The sequence below is a fragment of the Alloalcanivorax xenomutans genome, from assembly GCF_900217905.1.
Taxonomy (GTDB): domain Bacteria; phylum Pseudomonadota; class Gammaproteobacteria; order Pseudomonadales; family Alcanivoracaceae; genus Alloalcanivorax; species Alloalcanivorax xenomutans.
Window position 1 is genome coordinate 44126 of record NZ_OBMO01000024.1, and the last position, 20872, is coordinate 64997.

A 20872-nucleotide genomic window follows, 5' to 3' on the forward strand; every position below is an offset into this window, starting at 1 on the left:
GATACCAACTCAGCTACCAGCAGCGTAAGATACGCACATAACGCCGATTGCGGCTGTATGAAGGCGGCTGCCCGAACCAGCGTTGGTAGGTACGTGACAAATGCGCGGAATCAGTGAAACCGGCGGCATGGGCGATCTCGGTGATGCTTCGGTCCGAATGGAGCAGCTCAAATACCCGTTGCAGCTTTCTCCACGCCTTGTAGTCACGCAGAGACATACCGAATACGTCACTGATCACCCGCGACGCCCAAAAATAGGATACGCCCAATTGTTCGGCCAGTTGAGCCAGAGAAACTTCTGGCTGAGCTTCCAGGAGTGTACGAAGACGTCCCGCCCTGGGATCCACCCGAGGCGGTACCGGCATGTGCCGGAAGGGCACCCGCAACACCTCTTGATAGACCTCTTCAGCTTCGCAGGCCGGTAATCCGCCCCGGAACAGCGCTTCCAACTCTTGTTCCAGATGGCCGAACTGCCCCCGACCCAGCAGCGATATCCGCCCCTTGGCCAACCCATTGAGGGCATCATAATGGGGGGAAGCCGGCATCACGTGGAAACAAACCAGGGGCACATTGGCCGCCAACAAACTGCGGGGAACGAATGGAGGCACCAGGATGGCGCGGCCGCGCCATTCCTGTCCGCCAGCGGACACGGTAAACCGGCCCTCGCCAACGGAAAGAAGGACCGCCGCCGACGGCGGCCGGGTGTCACGGGTATCGATCCACGGCGCGGTATAGATAAAGCCGGACCGACCCATCATGTAGACGTTATCCTTCACCTCGTGGGACAGGATACCGAACCCCGAACTGTCCCGTTCCGAGTGTTTCACCGCCATGGAATCTCTCCTCCGCGCGGCCTAGTCTTCCACGGCCAGCTGCTGCCCCGCTCACTCCATCATAGCCGAAAGCACGATCCTGGAGACTTGTACGTTTTTGCGGTAACAGGGCAAAACCGTTCAATTCTTGACGACCCGCTTTAATCCATCCTGGTGTTTGTCAGCTCAATCAGAACAGACGCGGCGAGCGCGCCCAAAAATCAAATAATTGCATTTCCATCCAAATCACGACGGCTCGCCCAAATCACAACAACAAGGGTCAGGAGAACTGTACCATGCTCAAGCAGGTCCCCCACCGGCGTCAGCGGTACTCCACCGCCGTGATCGCCTTTCTATCCTCGTTATTGCTCTTGATGTCCGGGTGCGGTGGCTCATCGTCATCGGATTCCGACAGAGAGCCACTTTCCGGTCTGTTCGGCGCCCTTCCAATATCCGGCGTCAGCTACCGGCAGGGTGACGCGCCATGGCGAACTACCGGCGAGTTGGGTCAATTCCACTATACCGGGGATGAGACACTCACCTTCGCCCTCGGCGATCTGACCCTGGGAAGCACCTCCGGAGCAAAAGCACTCACCGTCGCCAATCTATCGCCCGCTGCCACACCGGCGGAGACGCCGGCGATGATCAATACCCTGGTGCTGCTGCAAACCCTGGATGCCGACGGCAGCCTTCATAATGGTATTCAGATTACACCACGGATCCGGGAACGGGTTTCCGAGCAGGCCGGCAGCCTGACTTTGGATCAGCCCACCCCCGATTTCAACGCCGCCCTGCAAAGTGTAGTGGATGATCTGGAAAGTGCCGGCGCCTTCTCCGATACCGATTCCAGAGCCCGTCGGCTGACCACGCCCGATGATGCGGAGGAGAACTTCCAACGTGCCGTCTCCCCCCGCCGGTTGGTTGAAACCAACGGCGGTCAGCTCAGTGGCTTCCAAGCCGATGAAAATACCTGGCAGTTTCTTGGCATCCCCTATGCGAAACCGCCATTGGGCGAACTGCGCTGGCGCCCGCCGGTGGATCCCGAGCCGTGGTCCGGCATCCGCCACGCCGTTGCCTGGAGCGATCAGGCCGCGCAAAACACCGCCCTGGAACGGTTCGGTGAGGGCGGCATGAGTGAAGATTCGCTTTATCTCAATGTGACGGCACCGAAGAACGCCGATGGCCTGCCGGTGATGGTCTGGTTTCATGGCGGAGGCTTCACCGCGTTGACCAGTAACACCAAGCCGTTCAATAACCCGCAGGCAGTGGCGAGCAAAGGCGTGGTACAGGTCTCGGTTAACCACCGGCTGGGGCCGTTCGGCTATATCGCACACCCCGAGTTGAGTGCGGAGAGCGGTTATAACGGCTCAGGCAACTACGGACAAATGGACCTGATCGCGGCCTTGGAGTGGGTGCGTGACAACATTGAAGCCTTTGGTGGAGATCCCGGTAACGTCACCATATTCGGAGAATCCGGTGGCGGCCGCAAAGTGCTGTCGTTGATGGCCTCTCCCCGCGCCGCCGGCCTGTTCCATCGGGCGATCAGCCAGAGTGGCACGCTCTATCCGGATACCCGTACCCTGGCGGCCGCCGAGGCCGTCGGTAGCCAACTGCAAACTGAACTGGACGCTTCGTCTCTGGCTGAGATGCGCCAGAAGAGCTGGCAGGAAGTAGCGGCTGCCGCGGCGACGCTGGCACCCTACACCAACATTGACAACCACTATCTACCCTACGCCGAACGCGTCGCTTTCGAATCCGGCAATCAGAACGACGTGCCGTTTATGTTCAGTATCAACGCCAACGATACCCCGGACCCCACCAATACCGCCATTGAGGTGTTTCCCTGGATGGCGCCACTGTGTTCGGCCAATCACTACGCCACCTATTTCACTCACCAGCCCGCTGGCTGGAAAGCCCGGGGCGTGGAAGCCTACCACGCCGCCGAACTGGCCTATGTGTTCAACATGCCAGAGAGCGTCATCACCCACTACCTGCTGGGCCTGGTCATCGATCCGGCAACCGGCAATTCGTTGGTCATTGATGATCTCAACGGCAACGGCGTGTCCGGATCCCAAGGCGATCCCGCCGATATTCTTGCCTCCGCCGGTTTCGATCAGACCGACCAGGCGGTAATCGATCGCATGCTCACCATCTGGACCAACTTCGCAAAAACCGGCGATCCGAGCATTGAGGGTGACATCGACTATCCGCTTTATGACGCGGCCAGTGAAAGCTATGTGGAAATAGGCGCCAACAGCGAAGCGAAGACCGGCCTCGGCAGTGTGCTGAGTGACTGAAGGCAGATAACGGTGACTGGAATCAAGGAGATCACCATGCAAAAAGAACAAAGGCAAGGCTCACGGCGGATACATCTCATTGCCGTGGCGCCCCTGATCCTCGCGGGCTGCGGCAGCGATAGCGACAATCACGGCGGCCCCTCCAGCCCTGATACCCAGACAGGTACCTTTATCGACAGCCCGGTGGCCGGGATCGATTACGTCGGGACCGAAACCGTGGCGGGTATCACCGACCAGGCCGGTCAGTTCCACTATCAAAGCGGAGAGCAGATCACTTTCTCCATTGGTGAATTGAAACTGGGCAGCGCGGAAGGGGCGCCCCAGCTCACCCCGCTGAACATCACCGAGGACGCCACCTCCGCTGAAGACGAACGCGTGAGCAACAAACTCATTCTGCTGCAGTCACTGGACCAGGATGGCGATTTGAACAATGGCATTCAAATCACCGATATGATTCGCTCACAGGTTTCCGACAACGCGGAGATCATCAATTTTAACCAGTCGCCCGACCAGTTCCGGGAGGCTCTGCAATCGATCCTCACCGATCTGGAAAACAACCAAGCCTTCTCGGATACCGATCCACGCTCACGACGTGTCCGCTACCTTGACGAAGCAGTGGAGCATTTCACCCGCTCCATCAGCCGGCGGATCGTCGTCGCCACCACCGGCGGTGACCTGCGTGGCTTCGAAGCAAACGAGAACACCTGGCAATTTCTCGGCATCCCCTACGCTAAACCACCCCTCGGCGAACTGCGCTGGCGGCCGCCGGTGAAGCCCGAACCCTGGGAAGGCATCCGCGACGCCGTGGCCTGGGCCGACCAATCCGCCCAGGCCACGGCTCTGGAAAGCGTCAATGAAGGCGGCATGAGCGAGGATTCCTTGTACCTCAACATCTCCGCTCCGAAAAACGCCGACAACCTGCCGGTAATGGTCTGGTTCCACGGCGGTGCCTTCGCCATTCTTTCCGCCAACTCCAGGCAGTACAACAACCCGGACAGCCTCACCAGCAAGGGAGTAGTACTGGTAACGGTCAACCATCGCCTGGGACCGTTCGGCTATATCGCCCACCCCGAACTCAGCGAGGAAAGCGGCTACGGAGGCTCCGGCAACTATGGGCAGATGGATCTGGTAATGGCACTAGAGTGGGTGCGGGACAATATCGCCGCCTTTGGCGGAGACGCCGGCAACGTCACTCTATTCGGTCAATCCGGCGGCGGCGGAAAAACCTATTCACTGATGAATTCCCCCCAGGCCGCTGGTTTGTTTCACAAGGCCATCGTGATGAGCGGCTTCGCGCCTCTGGAAACGGGAGGCGCGCCAGGGGATTCACTGGCAGAATCCGAACTCGTGGGCACCGCCCTGTTCGACCGGGCCGGCGTCGATACCCTGGAGCAAGCCCGGCAGTTACCTTGGACCGCGTTCACCGATGCCGACGCGCAACACGGCATCCCACGCCAAACCTACCGGCCCAATGTGGATTACTACTATCAGCCCAAGACCTACTATCAAAACGTCATCGACGGCATGCCCAGCGACGTCCCCCTGATGGCCGGTGTCACCGCCGGTGACTATCCCCATTTGCGCGCGGCCCTGCCTGTATGGCTGAGCCAGCGTTCCTCGCATTATCAGTCCGACCAGTACGTTTATAAGTTCAGCCGGGTCCCATCGGGTTGGCTGAGCCGGGACATCATGAGCTGCCACGGGTGCGAATTACCCTACCTGTTCAACCATCCGGCCGGTCTGGTGCAGAACTATCAACTTGGGCTGGTCAACACGGTGGACGGCGAGAAACCGGCAATCGGTGATCTGAACGGAAACGGCATCGACGGCACGGACGGCGACGTAGCGGATGTCTTCGCTTCCATGAGCTACGGCCAGGACGATGAAACCGTGGTGGAGCTGATGATGACCATGTGGACCAACTTCGCCAAAACCGGCGATCCCAGCCCGGCCCATCTGCAGTGGCCCGCCTACACCGAGGACAACGGCAGCTTCCTGGAAATCAGGCAGGATACCGAAGCCTCGGTGGAAACCGGCGTTGCGGAGGCCATGGGGTTGGAGTAACCCTAAACAGAAACTGAGAGCCAATCGAAAATTGGCGCAAAGTGAGGTCTGGTCTTGTCTTGGGCTCAAAGAGAAGACCAGACCTCCTGTTCTCAAGCCACTAACATCATTCCGCTCAAGCCTCAAACCCCACCCCGGGCTTTAGCTTTCGGGTCAGTGCCCAGAACACCAACGCCAACAAACTCACCACCGCTCCCAGGGCACAGACGCCCACCCAGCCTGAGTACGCGTAAGCCACCGTGGTACTGATGGCACCAAGACCGCTGCCCACCGAGTAGAACAGCATATAAAGACCCACCAGGCGACTGTGCGCTTCCGGGTGCGTGCGAAAAATCATGCTCTGGTTGGTAACGTGCAGCGCCTGGCCACCGAGATCCAGCAACACGATGCCAATCAACAGCGCCCACAGCGACCATGCCATCAACGATAGCGGAATCCACGATAACAACAGTAATACCAAAGCGGCGGCACTGGTGTATTGACCGTAACCCCGGTCGGCCCAGTAGCCGGCACGGGCGGCAGCCAGGGCTCCGGCCGCCCCCACCAGCCCGAAGGCGCCGATCAGGGAGTGCGAGAACTCATAGGGAGGAGCGCTCAACGGCAGCACCAGTGCACTCCAGAAAATATTGAAAGCGGCGAACATCAGCAACGCCAATACACCGCGCACTTGCAATACCCGCTCTGTTCTCAGAAGCGTGAGCATGGAACGCAATAAACGCGGGTAGCTCATGCTATCCGAAAGCACCACCAGAACCGGTAACCTTCGCCACAACGGCCAGGCCAGTGCCAACATCATTGCCGCCGAGCAGAAATAGACGCCGCGCCACCCGGCCACATCGCTGACACCGCCGGCAAAAACCCGGGCCAGTAACAACCCCACGAACACACCGCCCTGGGCCGCGCCCACCACCCGGCCCTGTTCATGGGGCGCCGCGGCACTGGCGGCGTAGGCGATCAGCCCCTGGGTCATGGCGGTACCCAGTAAACCCACGGCAAGCATGCCCGCCAGCAACACCGGCGTTGAGCGCGCCAGGGCCACCGCGATCAACGCTGCCACCAGCGCCAGCAACTGCCCCGCCATCAACCGGCGACGATCCAGCCGATCCCCCAACGGTACCAGTAGTAACAGAGCCAGGGCGCATCCCACCTGGGTAGCGGTAACCACGCCACCCACGGCCGCATGACTGATACCGAAATCCAGCGCCAGCGCATCCAGTAACGGTTGTGCGTAATAGACATTGGCCACACTCAAGCCGCTGGCGGCGGCGAACAACAGAACCAGAGCACGCGGTAATACAGCACGCGCCGTTGATGAACAGGAAACGGGGGACGTCGTCATAGCATCCAACCAGTTGCAAATAGAAACTGGTTGGATGCTATGCATTCCAGTTTTAAAATGCAACCACAATGTCCGCTACCTGATATCACCGGAGACGCCATGCCCCGCCGCCCCAGTTCTGACAGTACCTGCCCGGTGGCCCGCGCCGTCGATGTGATCGGCGATCGCTGGTGCCTGCTGATCCTGCGGGATGCCTTCGACGGCGTATGTCGCTTCCGGGACTTCCAGCGTAATCTCGGCATGGCCCGCAATATTCTCACCGACCGCCTGCGCCGCCTGGTGGATGCGGGTGTGCTGGACACCCGGCCGGCTTCCGACGGCACCGCCTATCAGGAGTATGTGCTGACCGCCAAGGGAGAAAGCCTGTTTCCCGTCGTTGTCGCGCTACGTCAATGGGGTGAGCATCACCTGTTTGCCCGCGGCGAACGCCATTCGTTACTGATCGACAAGAACACCGGCAAGCCGGTGCCCTTCATGACCCCTCGGGATGAGGATGGCCATATGCTGCCCCCGGATCAGTCGGAAGTGAGGAAGCTGACGTAAAGAGAAGCACAGGCGAGGAGCAGGCACCGTCTCCTCCCCGCCCGGCAGGATTCAATCCTGAAGGGGAATATCGAACGAATAGCTGGCGTGGGAGCCCGGGCCTTTTTCGATAAACAGAAAACCCACCGGCTCATCATAGAAGTGGTAAGCGCGCCGGGGCCACCCCTCGTCGAATGAATGACGAACTTCGGCGATTTTTTTCAGATAACGGCCCTGCGCGTCCCGGGCAAGCACCAAATCAGGGATATGATTATCCGCCGCCGCCGGACCAAAAAGCACCTGTTTCCCATGCATTTCATAGCCTTCGGGTAAATCATCGATGGCAACCCAGCGTACCTTGATGTCTGGCAGCAGCAAAACATCCAGTTCTCCACGGGCGCGCACTGGGGGCCGCTCGAAGCGATCCGGATGATACTCGATCCGATTGACGGTGAATCTCACCGGGCCCTTCCGATCCTCCGGATCAAACCGGTAAACCGGTTCGCCATCTTTATCCAGGAAAACCAGTTCCTCGACATGATCGAAGCGATCAAAGTCGGACACCAGGCGGTTGCTCATTTGCTCCGGAAAATGAAAGTACAGTTTGTCGGCTATCGGATCCGATAGCCCCGGGTTCACCCCCTTTTTGAATTCCACCTGGATCAGTTCATCCAGTAAGGCGGGGTCGGCTTCCAGCGGCTGGTCCAGTTCCCAATCGCTGGCGGTGTGATCATACACCCGGGCCCGCACACCAAAGGAACGTGGCTCGGCCTGGTTGTCCGGCACATCAAACTGTACCGATGTCAGATCCAGCGGCACGGTCAGCGTTGTCTCACCGGAAAGCCCTGGTAGCAGCACTTTCACCTGCTTCACCGTGCCACTGAACGCCACCTCCACAAACAACTGCCTATCCACACCCTCAAACATGGCCTTCCGCTGCGCCTGCATGCGCTGCTCCATGGCCTCCTTGTCCTTCAGTTCGCCGGATTCCGCCGCGTCGATCAGCTGGTCCAGCATCTCGATGATCAGGGTATCGCCGCCGGCCGGCCCTTTCCCTGTGTTGCTGCTCGACAACAAACGGCCAGTGCTGTCACTGGCCTCCACTTCAATCTGATTGAACCTGTCCTCCGCCTCGGCAAGCGCCATATCTTCGGGCACCTTGAACAGCAACCGAACCCGATGCCCTTCGACTTCTTCCAAGGTGATGCGCCACCCGGACACCTCCTGATGGTCACCCACGTCGGAGACTGAGAAATCGACTTCCGGCAGTGTTTCCGGCACGGTCAGGATCATCTCGCCACGTGCCCGTGCTATCGGTGACGGTGGTGGCGGCACCTGACCAATGGGCAGGTTTTCGTGTTTTTTCACCTGGGTGGTGAAACGCTTATATGAGGTATTCCACAACGCCACCGGAATCAGATTGCTTTGATCGGTGAACGGGTCCCGCTCCACCACCGGCAGTTCGGTGCCATCCGCCAACACCACCTGCTCCCAGTTGACCTTGAGGTCAAAGGGATACGCGAACGGGAGCTCGAGTCGCGCCTCCTCGGGGCGGTAGCGCGGATCATGGGTCAGCAGCACGCCGGCGGCCAACTGATCGGCCATGTCCTTCGTGTCTTTATAATCATCCAGGATCGCGTAGGGCGAGGTGCTATATTGCACCTCCTCTGGCGGCTCCCGGCGCTCCAGGTCCCCTTCCCGTATCCAGAACATGACATCGGCCATCGACGCCAATGCTTGTTTGACGTCCTGATCGGCCAGGGCTTCGATCCGTGCCTGATACTCCGCCTTCTGTTCTTCCAGTTCCCGTCTTTGCTCTTCGAGGGTTTTCTCTGAGCACCCTGCCGATAACACCGCAAGAAACGGCAACACAAAAAACAACAACGTCACTCTGCGCATAAACAACCCCGGCAATGGCAAACATCCCTATCGCGGCCAATATCACCTGCGAACTCTCCGATTGGTCATTATCCTACCCTACAAGGACGTTACCCTCGTGCGGATACCCGCTCGGACGCCGAGGAGACAGCCCACCCGAACGCTGATGAGGGCTGCCCTCCTCTTTACACATCGATCATCGAGGTATAAAGTCCGTAGTCATGAATTCAGCAACCAGATCGTCCCGGGTTCGGCAAGCACCGGACTACGGCGACCCCAGCTACTGGCACGGCACGATCAAGATGTCGTTGTCCAAGTTCTTCGTGCTCAGCGTGCTGCACCGCAAACCCATGCATGGTTACGAAGTAATGCAGGCGGTAGAGAAAAGCACCAATGGTTGCTGCAGCCCCTCCGAGGGCACCGTATACCCAATGCTCAATGAGTTCGAAGCGGGTGGCTTCTTGTCCTCTTCGGCACAGGTGGTGCAAGGCCGCTCCCGCAAAGTGTACGAGTTGACGGACAAGGGCCGGGAAGCCTTTCAGGTGGCGGTTGATGCCTGGCTGGATGCCACCGACTGCATCGTCGCCAGCAAGCTGGCGGCGGAAAGCACCGCAAAGGAAAACACAGAAAAAAAAGGACGGCAAAAGGTATGACCTTTTTTTTGCTCATATACATCGATGATCGATGCATTGACCATGGAGACCTCCATGATCAATGCATCGTTGCATCAACGGTTCCAATGCCTCGGAGAGTCCAGCCATGAACGGGCAGCGACGAGTCGTTCTGGTGTTGGGGATAACGCAAACCCTGGCTTGGGGTTCCACCTACTATCTGCCCGCCATCCTGGCGGAGCCCATGGCAACAGAACTGGGGATTTCCACAGGAACGGTTTTTGGTGCCTTCTCGATGGCTCTAATCCTGACTGCGTTTCTTGGCCCCACGGCGGGCCATCGTATTGATCGCCACGGTGGGCGAAGCCTGCTTGCCACATCCAATGTACTGTTCGCCGCGGGGCTATTCGCCCTGGGTCTGGCCCAGGGCCCCGCCACGCTCTGGCTCGCCTGGGCGATCATTGGCATTGGCATGGCGATCGGGCTGTACGAAGCCGCCTTCGCCACCCTGACCAGTCTTTACGGGCAAAAGGCGCGCGGCCCTATCACTGGCATCACTTTGATGGCGGGTTTCGCCAGCACGGTATGTTGGCCGGTCACTGGTTGGCTGGATGTCGAGTTCGGCTGGCGGGTGGCTTGCTTTACCTGGGCTGCCGCGCACTTGTTTGTCGGTTTACCTCTGAATTGCCTGTTGCTGCCCGCGCGCTTTCAAGGCCACAGCCATTACAGCGACCCTGCACTCCCCAGGCCAACAACGAACCGTTTTGCCATGCCATTGCTGGCGCTGGTCTTCGCCATCACCTGGGTTTTGAGCACCGCCATGGCGGCGCACCTGCCACGACTGCTCCAGGAAACGGGGCTTACCGCCGCTGCCGCCATCGCTCTTGCGATACTGGTGGGGCCAGCCCAGGTAGCGGCCCGCTTCCTGGAGTTTGCTCTGCTGCGACCTTTTCACCCCATGGTTTCCGCAACCTTGGCCAGTGCCGCCCACCCGCTGGGCGCAATGGCGTTGCTGATTTTCGGTGCACCGGCGGCGGCACTGTTCACACTGCTGCACGGCGCCGGCAACGGCATCCTGACTATCGCCAAAGGTACTTTACCTCTGGCTATCTTCGGTCCCCAAGGCTATGGCCGGCGTCAGGGATGGCTGATGGCGCCGGCTCGTTTCAGCCAGGCGTTCGCACCGTTCCTTTTCGCTCTACTGCTTGAGCGGTTCGGCAGCGGCACGCTGGTTGTATCCATCGCACTTGGAGGGATGGCCCTGGGTGCGCTTACCCTGCTCCAACATTTGACGAGGCATGACCATGAGACAACGCACACTCCCTGATCCCGACACTCTTCCCGCTCTTGACCAACGTTTCGCCCAGCCGCACCCGGCGGCGGCGCTGGGCAGTACCGCCGGGCACCCACCTCGTATTCTGCTGCTTTATGGCTCACTGCGGGAGCATTCCTACTCCCGTCTGGTAGTGGAAGAAGCGGCCCGTCTGTTGCGCTTCATGGGCGCCGAGCCACGCATCTTCGACCCCACTGACCTGCCGTTGCCGGATCAGGTCGCCGGCGACAACCACCCCGCCGTTCAAGAGTTGAGGGAACTGGCCCTATGGTCCGAAGGACAGGTCTGGTGCAGCCCCGAGCGACACGGCCAGATCACCGGAGTCATGAAGGCACAAATCGATCATTTACCGTTGGAGATGGCCGGTATTCGTCCCACACAAGGTCGGACTCTGGCTGTGATGCAAGTCAGCGGTGGATCGCAATCCTTCAACGCGGTCAATACGCTCAGGCAGTTGGGTCGCTGGATGCGTATGTTCACCATCCCCAATCAATCCAGTGTGCCCAAGGCGTTTCAGGAATTTGACGCCTGCGGGCGTATGCTGGCCTCCCCACTGTATGAACGCATTGTTGACGTCATGGAAGAACTGGTCCGCTTCACACGCCTTCTGCGCCCCCATGTTGACGCGCTCACCGATCGTTATTCCGAGCGCAAGGCTCTTGCCGGACCCACCCTGGACAGCGGCACCGACCTTTCCTCCATCGCCATCCGGCCGCAATAGAGGACTCGGCGATGAGTAGACAAAAACTCCTCTGGATCACCGATCTGCACCTGGCGGGTCCCGGCTCCCCATCACCGCAAGACGTCGATCCATTGCTACGGCTCAAAGCCGTTTTGCGAGACTTGCGGGATCATCACACCGACGCGGACCGTCTTATTCTCACCGGAGATCTGGCGCAGTCCGGCGGCGTCGAAGACTATAAATTGCTACGGGACGTCCTGGATGATTTCCCCGTCCCCTATCGATTACTAGTGGGTAATCACGACCACCGCGACAACCTTCGCAAGGTCTTCCCCGACACCATTGCTATCGAGGGCTTCCTGCAATCCAGTGAGCCACTGGGGGACTCCCGGTTGATCTATCTGGACACGCAAGCGCAAGACGGGCACCACGGAGAAGTCTGCCCCGCCCGGCTGGCCTGGCTGGAAACGGAGCTGCATGACGCAGGCAGCAAACCCGCGTTGATTTTCATGCACCATCCACCCATGGCCATTGGTGTGCCACCTCTGGATCGGCTGCGGCTAAGGGATCCTGATCACGGGCTCTATCACCTGTTACTCGGCCGATCCGCACCGACCCAGCTGTTATTCGGTCACCTGCACCGCAACGTCAGTGGTCTGTGGGCGGGGCATCCCTTCACCGGCCTGGAAAGCACGCACCTGCCGCTGGCATTCGACATGGCCGGCGACCGCTTGTCGCGTTTTCCAGGGCCACCGGCTTACGGTGTGATCCTGGTGGAGAACGGAAACATAGTGGTCAACGCGGTGCAAAGACACGGCAAACTGTAGGGCATGACGAACGGCTTTCCCCTAAGCAGGCGATCGCTGTCAAGGTAGCGGCCGGCGCATTGCCCCCACTTCCACTCATCGGCTGGCGCCAATACCACGGGCTCTGGAGCAATATCCGCTAGAGCTAGTCCGCCGCCTCCGGGGCCCGGATCGCCTTGCTGTAAAAGCCCGAAGGATCAAAACAGCAGACCCGCTTTTTACCCGAGGCCAGCATGTCGCAGGCGTCATTAATCCGCTTGGCACGGGTCTTGACCTGCTTGGCGGTGGTAATCCAATGAATCCAGTCCACGCGGGCCAGCGTGGTGGTGGCTTCCCATATCTCCCGGGCCTCCGGCGCGGCTTGGAGAGCCTCCCGCAAATCCATCGGGACCTCCGGTTCCGGCTCCCGCGCCACCGGACTGATTTCGAACCGGACGACATCACCAAAGGTGGTACCGGACGTTTCCATCAGGGGCTGACCGATACGAAGCCAATGGCTCTTGCGGCCGTCGGGCTCCAGCAAGACCTGGAACGCGTGGCCGTTCAGCGTGCCATCCACCGAGGTACGGCCCCGTCTGGGCAGCTTTGTGCTGACCTCCCGGGGCAACACCACGAAAGCCCAAGGTTCGCTGTCACCTTGCTTTTTGGGGCAAAGCAATCGTGCTTCGAATTGAGACTTCGTATTTTCCACAAGCATTATCCGTCTCCAACGCTCCGGTCTCTGATGACCTACAGTTCGGGCCGGGGGCATCCCGCCGGATGCCGTATCGTCAATGCCGTTTTTCGGACAGCGTGGCGATAATGGGAGCCCCTTTGGTGACGATAACGGTATGTTCGAACTGCGCGGAAAGATTGTCCGGATGCCCCACCAGAGTCCACCCGTCCTCCGCCTCTGTCACCAGTGTGCTGCGGGTGGACAGAAACGGCTCGATGGCGATGACCTGACCGAGCTGTAATCGGCGGGTATCGCGGCGATCATAGTAGCCCACGATGTCCTCCGGCTCCTCGTGCAGCGTTCGCCCGATACCATGGCCGGCCAGATTCTTGATCACCTTGAAGCGATGCGACTTCGCGGTATGTTGAATCACTTTGCCGATGCGATTGATGGGAGCACCGGCTCGTGCTTCACCCAAGGCGCGTTTCAAAGCCAGCCGGGTGGCATGACAAAGGCGTGCCTTCAGCGCCGACCCCGGCGGAACAACCGTCGTGCCGCCGGTATCCGCGAAATAGCCATCCAGTTCAGCGGATACATCGACATTCACGATGTCACCGGCCTGGATCACCCTTTGCCCCGGAATACCATGGGCGGCTTCCTCATTGACGCTGATACAGGTGGCGCCGGGAAAATCATAAGTCACCCTCGGTGCCGATCTGGCGCCGTACTGTTCCAGCAGCTGCTCTCCCAGCTTATCCAGTTCCGCGGTCGTCATGCCCGGTTCAACCGCATCGAGCATGGCATCACGCACTCTGGCGACAACGCGCCCGGTGTTCAGCACCCCATCGATATCGTTCTGGCCTTCCACGGTCATAGGTTCACCTTTGATCGGTTACAGCTCGCAGTTATTGCCGTTCGCCACATTGAGGACACACCATCCATGCCGGCCCATCAAAGCCGCCCCTCCTGACCCAAAGCAAGGCCTGGATAACCACACGGTCACACATCACAGGCACCCAGGCCCCGCCCAAGGGATCCATGCGTGTCCTCAGACGGGGGACTGGAGATTTACTGGACCCGATGAATCGCGCAGAGCTTGTTACCGTCAGGATCACGCACATAGGCCAGATGCATGGCGCCCATGCTGCCTTCACGCAGCCCCGGCGGATCCTCGATGGGCTTGCCGCCCTGAGCGACCGCCACATCATAGAATTCCTTTACCTGCTCGGGCGAATCGCACTTGAAACCGATGGTGCCGCCGTTGGCGCAGGTCGCCTCTTCGTCGTTGATCGGTTCACTGATGGCAAAGGTGCTGCCATCGTGGATATAGAACAGCCGGACGTGGCCGGAAGGCGCCACGTTGCGAAACGGCTCGCGCGCGCCGAGTACACCGAGCACCGCGTCATAGAAGCTCTTGGAACGCTCGATGTCGTTGGAACCGATCATGATGTGGTTGAACATGGTTGCTCTCCTTCTACGGTTTGTCGTTATGTCTTATTCACCCAGCCCTTCAGCAAACAGGGCCCGTATCGCTCCAGGCCTCTTTTATCGCCGCCCGCCCACCTGCCAAACCTTCCCGGCATCACGCCGGATCACGCCAGTGGCGGCCCTCCCGTATTGGCTTGGGACTGAAGGCCGGATAGGCCAGGAAGGCACGGCGAAGCGTTATATTCACCCGCCCATGATCCGGCGGCAACCCGCCTTTTCGCATCGCCGCGCCGCCAACCACAGGCCAGTGCCGAACGATAGGCTTTGCTCGTGACGTTGATTGCCTCTCTCCATTCCACCCCAAGCGTTCACGTGAGGGCATGGAGCAGATGAATATCGTCCGGCTCCCGCTGATACAAGGCTTCATCCGGCTGCTCGCATAACCGGCAGCCCAGTCTCATGTAAAAGTCCACGGTATTACGTGACGGCGTCGCTGAAACGTAGAGCGCACCAGCCTCCACCCGCCGGGCCCGGGCGACGGCAAGACGGAACAGATGGGCGCCGAGACCACGGCGGCGATAAGCGTGGCTGAGGTGGAGGAACGTCAGTTGCAGCCATTCGCCCGCCGGGCCAAAGCGGCACGAATCGAGCACCACCGCGCCGATCAGGCGGCCCTGGTCGAACAGACCGAGGAACCAACCGCCACGGTCAAAGCAGTCAAGCAGGATGGGTGTGTAGTGCTCGGCCTCGCCCTCTGGCCAACCGCTCATGTCGTAGAACTCGGGACGAAGCACCAGTTCGCCGCCCTTGAGGGCATAGATCTCTTCGATCACCTCTCTGCGGTCGATCCCCCAGACCAGGCCGACCTCATCCCGACACAACAATCGCTCGTCAATCATCGTGGTTTCCCTACGCTCAGGCTGCACACAGGAACGAAACCGCGCCCCTGTGTCCATGACCTCTGATGGTCAAGGATAGCCAGGCGGTCGGATCAGTCCTCTCCCAATACGGACGGCGAGCGTCCTTGCAAGTGGGCATCCGAATCGTACAGAAACAGAATCGATAACACGATGCCACAACCCAACCATGTGCCCGAACCCGGTTTTGCTTTTTGCCTGCTCCCAAACCAGCGATATCCGGCGCGCCCGGTCCAGCGTGAGACGCAGCTCCCATTCAAAGCGCGTCCGGATGCCGTGTAGGGTTGCGTTATGGCGTCCACGCCTCAAGATTCAGGGCTCGCACCGGCCAAGAGTTTCATTTTCATGCTCGACCATCCGATTCTGTCCATCACCGACGTCGCCACCCCCGATGCCTACCCCGCCATCACCGCCGCCACCCTGAGTGGCGAATGGCCGGCGCTCACCGAGCGCCTGGAACGCACCGCCGCGGACTATCGCCGCGCGCCGTCCCTGCACACGTTGGTGCAACTGGAAGGCACGCTGCACGCCATCCTCCGCGCCCCGCGCGACACCCTCGGCACCTGGGCCGACGCCGAGCCCGGCAACCCCTGGCCCTGGCTGGCGCAAGGCATGGCGGACACCTACGCCGGGCTCGATGCGCGCGGCACGGAGACCGCCGACCAGCTCACCGAGGCCGAATGGGAGCAAGTGGCGGAGTACCTGACCCAAGCCCAGGCCCCGCTGACCCGCGCCTTGGAACTGGGTGTGCAACCCGGGCCGGCACTGGCCGCCATCGGCCAGGCCGCCACGGTCATGGGCGTGCCCGAAGAGGACCACCAACAACTGCTGGCACAACTGGCGGAGGCCGACCCGAACTGGCTGCCCGCCTGGTCCAGCGCCCTGGCCCGCAGCGAAGCCCGCTGGGGCGGCAGCCTGGCGCACATGGGCGAAGTGGTGGCCCTGGCCGAGCGCGCCATGACCGCCCCCGAGCTGCACCAGCTCCTCACCGCCGAGCACTGGTGGTGGCGCGCCAACCGCTCCGCCACCATTGACGGCGACCTGGTCACCGCCCGCGGGCACTTGCGCGCCGGCCTGGAAGACTGCCCGCCCGGCCGCACGCGCGCCGCCTTGCTGGTATTGGAAGCACAAATCCTGGCCTCCATGGACGCCCCCGCGCGGGAGATCGCCGAAGGCTGGCAGGCCGCCGTGGACGCCGCCCCGGACGACCCCACACACCAGTTCGACCTCGGCCTGGCCTGGGTCGACGCTGGCGACATCGAGCGGGCCACCGCCGTGCTGACCCGCCTGGCGGAACGGCCCGGTCCGGAGGGCCTGGAAGCCGCCAACTGGCTGGGGCGGTGCCTGGCCCGAGGCCGGCGTGGCTTTCCACAAGATCGCGCGGCGGCGCAGCGCTGGTTCCACCGGACCGCTGAACAGGGCCCGGACGGCAAGCTCAACCTGGCCGAACTCCAACTGGAGGACGATCCGCACTCCGAGCAGGCCCTGGCCCTGTGCCGCACCGCCATCGCCGAAGGCAACGGCTTCGGCGCCCTGCCCCTGGCCCGGGCTCTCCTGACCCAAGGCGAGCAGGCCGAAGCCAAGGCCCTGCTCAGCGACGTCCCCGTCGACTTCACCGCCTGTAAATACGCCCTGGCCCGCGGCCTGGACGAAGGCTGGTTCGGCACGCCCGACCCGCGCGCCGCACTCGAGGTCAGCAACACCGTGCTGCCCCAAGTGTTCGACCCGTACCTCTCCGTACTGCACATGACCCTGCTCAGCGCCCAAGGCAATTGGGACGCCGCCCGCGACCACGGCCACTGGCTGCTGGAGGCAACCGCCGAGGGCCAGCTCGACCTGCCCGACCCACTGCCTAACGAAGTCCGGCGGCTGCTGGGCGAGATCCCCAAGCCCGGCCTGGGTGGGTTGCTGAAGCGGACGTTCAGTAAGGATCGGCTGCGGATGGAAGTGGAATCACCGGACTTGTGGGCCATCTGAGTCCGGGAGTCAATTCAAGCATATTGATCGCTAAAACGTACAAAATATCTCTTTATGTACATTTATGAGCACATAAGGCATAGAGACGTTCTTGACGAATCACAAGGAACGCTATAACGTACATTTAACGCCACTTTGTACGGTTTAGTGATCAAAATGCCCCGGACAGTCGATTCTCCCGTTTATCAAAAGGCCCAGATTCTCGATGCCCTGCGCGACACCGGCGCCCTGATCGCCGAGGCCCGCAAGGCGCGCGGCTGGTCACAGACCGACCTGGGCGCGCGCCTGGGCAAGGTGGACCGGCGGCACGTGAGCGCCCTGGAAAAAGGCGACCCGAAGGTCGACGTCGGCCTGGTGGTGGCGGCCCTGTGGCTGCTTGACCTGCCCCTGCTGGCGACCCTGCCCGAACCGGGCCAGCCCACCCCAAAAGGGTATTACCGGGTCGCCGAGAGCCGCGCCGGCGCGCGCCGGCCCGCCAGCCGGCGCCGGTTCCGGCCCCAGGACGTTGACAATGATTTCTGATCGCGCCTACCTCTGGCTCTTTCCGCCGGGGCAGGCGGAACCGGTGGTGTGCGGCGTGGTGGCCTGGGACGGCGCCGAATACGTGTTCCGCTACGGCAAAAGCTACTTGGCCCGGCCGGATGCCATCCCGCTCTCGATCCCCGGCCGCCCCCTGGGCGAGCTCACCGGTGAGCCCTACGTCCTCGACCACGAGCTCAGCGGCGCCGTGCGCGACGCGGCGCCGGACGCCTGGGGGCGGCGCATCATCCAGCGGGAAATCGCCAGGACCCTCGCCCCCACCGGCGAGGCCCCTTACCGCCTCGAAGGCGAGCTCGGGGAGATTGATTACCTGCTCGGCGCCGGCGCCGACCGCATCGGCGCCCTGGACGCCACCGACCGGCCGGACGCCTACGCGCCCCGCGCCAAGCCGATCCGCCCGCTGGCGGACGCCCTGGAAGCGGCGGAACGGATGGAACGCGGCCAGGAACTGGATGACGACCTGGACGCCGCCCTGAACCACGGCACCAGCATCGGCGGCACCCGGCCCAAGGTGCTGTTCCGGCGTGGCAAGTCCTGGCTGGTCGCCAAATTCAGCTCCAGCCGGGACACCCTCAACATGATCGCCGCGGAAAGCGGCGCCATGCGGCTCGCCGCCAAAGCCGGCCTGAACGTGGCGGACACCCGGGTGCAGGAAGTCTCCGGCAAGGACGTGCTGCTGGTCCGCCGCTTCGACCGCGACACCAACGCGGCCGGCCACCCGACTCGCCGCCACATGCTCAGCGCCATGACCCTGCTGGACCTGGACGAATACGCCGTCCGCAGCGGCGAAGCCAGCTACCTGGAACTGGCCGACGTGCTGCGCCAATACGCCCGGGACTTCGAACGGGACGGCCCGGAGCTCTTCCGGCGCATGGTCTTCAACATCCTGATCGGCAACACCGACGACCACGCCCGCAACCACGCCTGCTTCTGGGACGGCAAAGCCCTCGACCTCACCCACGGCTACGACATCTGCCCCCAGCCCCGGCTGGGCTACTCCGCGGACCTGGCCATGACCGTCGGCCACCAGGGCCGCGCGGCCACGCTCCACAACGCCCTCAGCCAGGCGGAACGGTTTGGCCTGAGCGAATACGAAGCCGCCGAGTGCGTCGACGCCATGAAGCTGGTGGTGGAGAAACACTGGAAAGAGCTTTTTTCAGCGGCGGGCATGGAAGCCGGGGATATCGAGTACCTGGCGAAGGCGACGATTTTGTCGCCGTCGATTTTTGATTAGACGCAAGGAGTGCACAAACGCAGCGAATCCAGCCAAGCGCTGCGCTAAATGGATTACCGGCGCACAAAAACGATTACATTCGCCCAACCCTGACCAAATTCAATTATCGACTGATCAGACCAGCCCTCCCGGCCCCAGGATCCCTCGATATCGTCGCGCGCCCATTTGTATAGTCAGGCTCCGTCCAATTGTATCCTGATGGGCCATCAATCTTACTTCGCGCGACCGGCGCAAATCCCACCGCCATACTAAACGCCGCGTTTAATATGGGGGCTCGGAGGCCGCTTACTAAAGCCAGCCTTTAATACAGTGCCAGGGCTCAGCCACCCGCCCCCACCAGACTCTCTCGCGAAATCTCCCCAACCGCCCGCGCCCCAGTAAGCGTCATCGCCACCCGCATCTCGCTGGCGATCAGGTCCAGCACATGCGCCACGCCCTGCTCGCCGGCGGCGGCGAGGGCGTAGACGAAGGCGCGGCCCAGCAGCACGCCGTCCGCGCCCAGGGCGAGCAGGCGCACCACGTCCAGGCCGGAGCGGACGCCGGAATCCGCCAGGATCGTCAGGTCGCCCTGCACCGCGTCGGCGATGGCCGGCAGCGCCCGGGCCGAGGACAGCACGCCGTCCAGCTGGCGCCCGCCGTGGTTGGAGACCACGATGCCGTCCGCCCCGAACCGCACCGCCTCGCGGGCGTCCTCCGGATCGAGAATGCCCTTGAGCACCATCGAGCCTTTCCAGGACTCACGAATCCATTCCAGATCCCGCCAGCCGATGGACGGATCGAAGTTCTCGCCCAGCCAGCCGATGTAATCCTCCAGGTGGATGCGATGGCCCAGATAGGCCGACACATTGCCCAGATCGTGCGGCCGCCCGCGCAGGCCCACGTCCCACGCCCAGCGCGGGTGCGTCACCGCCTGCAGCATGCGCCGCCAGGCCGCGAAGGGCCCGGACATCCCCGAATGCCGATCGCGATAGCGCGCCCCCGGCACCGGCATATCCACCGTGAACACCAGGGTCCGCACCCCCGCCGCCCAGGCGCGCTCCAGCGCGTTCTTCATAAAACCGCGGTCGCGCAGCACATACAGCTGAAACCACATCGGCCGCGTCATCGCCGGCTGCACCTCCTCGATGGGACACACCGACACCGACGACAACGTAAACGGCACGCCCCGCGACGCCGCCGCCCGCGCCGCCTGCACTTCGCCCCGCCGCGCGTACATCCCCGTGAGCCCCACCGGCGCCAGCGCCACCGGCAAGCTCACCGCTTCCCCGAACAGCCGCGCCGACAGATCCACCTCCCCCACCGCCTTCAACACCCGCTGCCGCAACGCCAAATCACCCAGATCCGCCACATTGCGCGCCAGGGTGTGCTCGTCGTACGCGCCCCCGTCGATGTAGTGGAACAGGAACGGTGGCAGGCGGCGTTTGGCGGCGAGACGGTAATCGTGGGTAGAGGAGATGATCATGGTTGTCTCAACGAAGCGGGAAAGTGCTACTTATCGTCTGTAGACCGTAATTCTTGGTCTGCGCTCTACTGGATGGGTCGATTTAAGGAGAGTAATTGAAGGAGGCGGAGATGACCAAGGCGTATGATGTGGAGCGGACCGAAGTATGCGATATGGCAAGTTTGGCTGTTGAGCAGTTTGGCTATTTGGAGGCTCTTTTCTCCGTGATGGCCGAGCAACTGTGTAAACATCCCTGTTTCAGTTGCACCGTTGATTAGAGTTCTCCGCCCGTTTGTGTTTCGCCAGGTATTCCCATGGTGTCAGATCTTCCAGTGAA

Annotated in this window: 18 protein-coding genes; 10 read left to right on the forward strand and 8 right to left on the reverse strand. The window is 61.6% G+C overall.

Annotation, left to right across the window (positions count from 1 at the left end; all coding sequences use genetic code 11):
- Positions 1 to 13: 13 nt before the first annotated feature.
- Positions 14 to 832: a helix-turn-helix domain-containing protein gene (locus tag CRO06_RS17280; RefSeq protein ID WP_097058978.1), complete on the reverse strand. Its 819-nt coding sequence runs from the start codon at positions 830 to 832 to the stop codon at positions 14 to 16.
- 275 nt (positions 833 to 1107) lie between these two features.
- Here CRO06_RS17280 and CRO06_RS17285 point away from each other — a divergent pair, with 275 nt between their 5' ends.
- Together CRO06_RS17285 and CRO06_RS17290 are read left to right on the forward strand one after the other, a co-directional pair.
- Positions 1108 to 3108, forward strand: coding sequence for a carboxylesterase/lipase family protein (locus tag CRO06_RS17285; RefSeq protein ID WP_097058979.1), 2001 nt, complete (start codon positions 1108 to 1110; stop codon positions 3106 to 3108).
- Positions 3109 to 3144: 36 nt separating this feature from the next.
- The gene (locus tag CRO06_RS17290) at positions 3145 to 5172 is read left to right on the forward strand and encodes a carboxylesterase/lipase family protein (protein ID WP_097058980.1); all 2028 of its coding nucleotides are present in this window, start codon (positions 3145 to 3147) and stop codon (positions 5170 to 5172) included.
- 115 nt (positions 5173 to 5287) lie between these two features.
- Here the strand turns inward: CRO06_RS17290 and CRO06_RS17295 are convergent, their stop codons facing one another.
- Positions 5288 to 6511 carry an MFS transporter gene (locus CRO06_RS17295; protein ID WP_097058981.1) on the reverse strand — a complete coding sequence of 408 codons (1224 nt, stop codon included), beginning with the start codon at positions 6509 to 6511 and terminating at the stop codon, positions 5288 to 5290.
- Between the two features lie 99 nt (positions 6512 to 6610).
- Here CRO06_RS17295 and CRO06_RS17300 point away from each other — a divergent pair, with 99 nt between their 5' ends.
- Positions 6611 to 7054 (forward strand): winged helix-turn-helix transcriptional regulator, encoded by a 444-nt coding sequence (locus tag CRO06_RS17300; protein ID WP_097058982.1) that lies wholly within the window; start codon positions 6611 to 6613, stop codon positions 7052 to 7054.
- 51 nt (positions 7055 to 7105) lie between these two features.
- Here the strand turns inward: CRO06_RS17300 and CRO06_RS17305 are convergent, their stop codons facing one another.
- Positions 7106 to 8932, reverse strand: coding sequence for a hypothetical protein (locus CRO06_RS17305; RefSeq protein WP_097058983.1), 1827 nt, complete (start codon positions 8930 to 8932; stop codon positions 7106 to 7108).
- A 200-nt stretch (positions 8933 to 9132) separates the two neighbouring features.
- On the opposite strand from CRO06_RS17305, the gene CRO06_RS17310 reads away from it, so the two are divergent.
- From CRO06_RS17310 to CRO06_RS17325, 4 genes are all read left to right on the forward strand, one after another.
- The gene (locus CRO06_RS17310) at positions 9133 to 9564 is read left to right on the forward strand and encodes a PadR family transcriptional regulator (protein ID WP_218839896.1); all 432 of its coding nucleotides are present in this window, start codon (positions 9133 to 9135) and stop codon (positions 9562 to 9564) included.
- A gap of 202 nt (positions 9565 to 9766) precedes the next feature.
- Entirely contained in the window at positions 9767 to 10849 is a 1083-nt protein-coding gene (locus CRO06_RS17315) for an MFS transporter (RefSeq protein WP_244902854.1), read from the forward strand.
- Complete coding sequence (gene arsH, locus CRO06_RS17320) at positions 10827 to 11576, forward strand: arsenical resistance protein ArsH (RefSeq protein WP_097058986.1); 750 nt, start codon at positions 10827 to 10829, stop codon at positions 11574 to 11576. The genes CRO06_RS17315 and arsH overlap by 23 nt, the downstream gene beginning before the upstream one ends.
- A gap of 11 nt (positions 11577 to 11587) precedes the next feature.
- Positions 11588 to 12364: a metallophosphoesterase gene (locus CRO06_RS17325; protein WP_097058987.1), complete on the forward strand. Its 777-nt coding sequence runs from the start codon at positions 11588 to 11590 to the stop codon at positions 12362 to 12364.
- Between the two features lie 124 nt (positions 12365 to 12488).
- Here CRO06_RS17325 and CRO06_RS17330 read toward each other — a convergent pair whose 3' ends face one another.
- From CRO06_RS17330 to CRO06_RS17345, 4 genes are all read right to left on the reverse strand, one after another.
- Complete coding sequence (locus CRO06_RS17330) at positions 12489 to 13040, reverse strand: YdeI/OmpD-associated family protein (protein ID WP_097058988.1); 552 nt, start codon at positions 13038 to 13040, stop codon at positions 12489 to 12491.
- 73 nt (positions 13041 to 13113) lie between these two features.
- A complete protein-coding gene (gene map, locus CRO06_RS17335; protein WP_097058989.1) occupies positions 13114 to 13872 on the reverse strand; it encodes a type I methionyl aminopeptidase in 759 nt (252 codons plus the stop codon).
- 194 nt (positions 13873 to 14066) lie between these two features.
- The gene (locus CRO06_RS17340) at positions 14067 to 14459 is read right to left on the reverse strand and encodes a VOC family protein (protein ID WP_097058990.1); all 393 of its coding nucleotides are present in this window, start codon (positions 14457 to 14459) and stop codon (positions 14067 to 14069) included.
- Positions 14460 to 14794: 335 nt separating this feature from the next.
- On the reverse strand, positions 14795 to 15325 hold the full coding sequence (locus CRO06_RS17345) for a GNAT family N-acetyltransferase (RefSeq protein WP_097058991.1): 531 nt from the start codon (positions 15323 to 15325) through the stop codon (positions 14795 to 14797).
- Between the two features lie 363 nt (positions 15326 to 15688).
- Between CRO06_RS17345 and CRO06_RS17350 the strand changes: the two genes are divergently transcribed.
- The 3 genes from CRO06_RS17350 (at position 15689) to CRO06_RS17360 (ending at position 19094) form a co-directional block, all read left to right on the forward strand.
- Positions 15689 to 17320, forward strand: coding sequence for a DUF4034 domain-containing protein (locus CRO06_RS17350; RefSeq protein ID WP_179746636.1), 1632 nt, complete (start codon positions 15689 to 15691; stop codon positions 17318 to 17320).
- A gap of 156 nt (positions 17321 to 17476) precedes the next feature.
- Entirely contained in the window at positions 17477 to 17842 is a 366-nt protein-coding gene (locus tag CRO06_RS17355) for a helix-turn-helix domain-containing protein (RefSeq protein WP_063142030.1), read from the forward strand.
- Positions 17832 to 19094 carry a type II toxin-antitoxin system HipA family toxin gene (locus CRO06_RS17360; RefSeq protein ID WP_097058993.1) on the forward strand — a complete coding sequence of 421 codons (1263 nt, stop codon included), beginning with the start codon at positions 17832 to 17834 and terminating at the stop codon, positions 19092 to 19094. The genes CRO06_RS17355 and CRO06_RS17360 overlap by 11 nt, the downstream gene beginning before the upstream one ends.
- 319 nt (positions 19095 to 19413) lie before the next feature.
- On the opposite strand, the gene lldD is transcribed toward CRO06_RS17360, so the two are convergent.
- Positions 19414 to 20556 (reverse strand): FMN-dependent L-lactate dehydrogenase LldD, encoded by a 1143-nt coding sequence (lldD, locus tag CRO06_RS17365; protein WP_097058994.1) that lies wholly within the window; start codon positions 20554 to 20556, stop codon positions 19414 to 19416.
- Between the last annotated feature and the right edge of the window lie 316 nt (positions 20557 to 20872).

Bases quoted from the DNA above. Each gene is read 5' to 3' on its own strand.
- CRO06_RS17310 (WP_218839896.1), top strand. From the start codon at position 9,133: ATGAATTCAGCAACCAGATCGTCCCGGGTTCGGCAAGCACCGGACTAC.
- lldD (WP_097058994.1), bottom strand. From the start codon at position 20,556: ATGATCATCTCCTCTACCCACGATTACCGTCTCGCCGCCAAACGCCGC.
- CRO06_RS17325 (WP_097058987.1), top strand. From the start codon at position 11,588: ATGAGTAGACAAAAACTCCTCTGGATCACCGATCTGCACCTGGCGGGT.
- CRO06_RS17350 (WP_179746636.1), top strand. From the start codon at position 15,689: ATGCTCGACCATCCGATTCTGTCCATCACCGACGTCGCCACCCCCGAT.
- CRO06_RS17290 (WP_097058980.1), top strand. From the start codon at position 3,145: ATGCAAAAAGAACAAAGGCAAGGCTCACGGCGGATACATCTCATTGCC.
- CRO06_RS17300 (WP_097058982.1), top strand. From the start codon at position 6,611: ATGCCCCGCCGCCCCAGTTCTGACAGTACCTGCCCGGTGGCCCGCGCC.
- CRO06_RS17280 (WP_097058978.1), bottom strand. From the start codon at position 832: ATGGCGGTGAAACACTCGGAACGGGACAGTTCGGGGTTCGGTATCCTG.
- CRO06_RS17295 (WP_097058981.1), bottom strand. From the start codon at position 6,511: ATGACGACGTCCCCCGTTTCCTGTTCATCAACGGCGCGTGCTGTATTA.
- CRO06_RS17360 (WP_097058993.1), top strand. From the start codon at position 17,832: ATGATTTCTGATCGCGCCTACCTCTGGCTCTTTCCGCCGGGGCAGGCG.
- CRO06_RS17345 (WP_097058991.1), bottom strand. From the start codon at position 15,325: ATGATTGACGAGCGATTGTTGTGTCGGGATGAGGTCGGCCTGGTCTGG.
- arsH (WP_097058986.1), top strand. From the start codon at position 10,827: ATGAGACAACGCACACTCCCTGATCCCGACACTCTTCCCGCTCTTGAC.
- CRO06_RS17305 (WP_097058983.1), bottom strand. From the start codon at position 8,932: ATGCGCAGAGTGACGTTGTTGTTTTTTGTGTTGCCGTTTCTTGCGGTG.
- CRO06_RS17340 (WP_097058990.1), bottom strand. From the start codon at position 14,459: ATGTTCAACCACATCATGATCGGTTCCAACGACATCGAGCGTTCCAAG.
- CRO06_RS17285 (WP_097058979.1), top strand. From the start codon at position 1,108: ATGCTCAAGCAGGTCCCCCACCGGCGTCAGCGGTACTCCACCGCCGTG.
- map (WP_097058989.1), bottom strand. From the start codon at position 13,872: ATGACCGTGGAAGGCCAGAACGATATCGATGGGGTGCTGAACACCGGG.
- CRO06_RS17315 (WP_244902854.1), top strand. From the start codon at position 9,767: ATGGCAACAGAACTGGGGATTTCCACAGGAACGGTTTTTGGTGCCTTC.
- CRO06_RS17355 (WP_063142030.1), top strand. From the start codon at position 17,477: ATGCCCCGGACAGTCGATTCTCCCGTTTATCAAAAGGCCCAGATTCTC.
- CRO06_RS17330 (WP_097058988.1), bottom strand. From the start codon at position 13,040: ATGCTTGTGGAAAATACGAAGTCTCAATTCGAAGCACGATTGCTTTGC.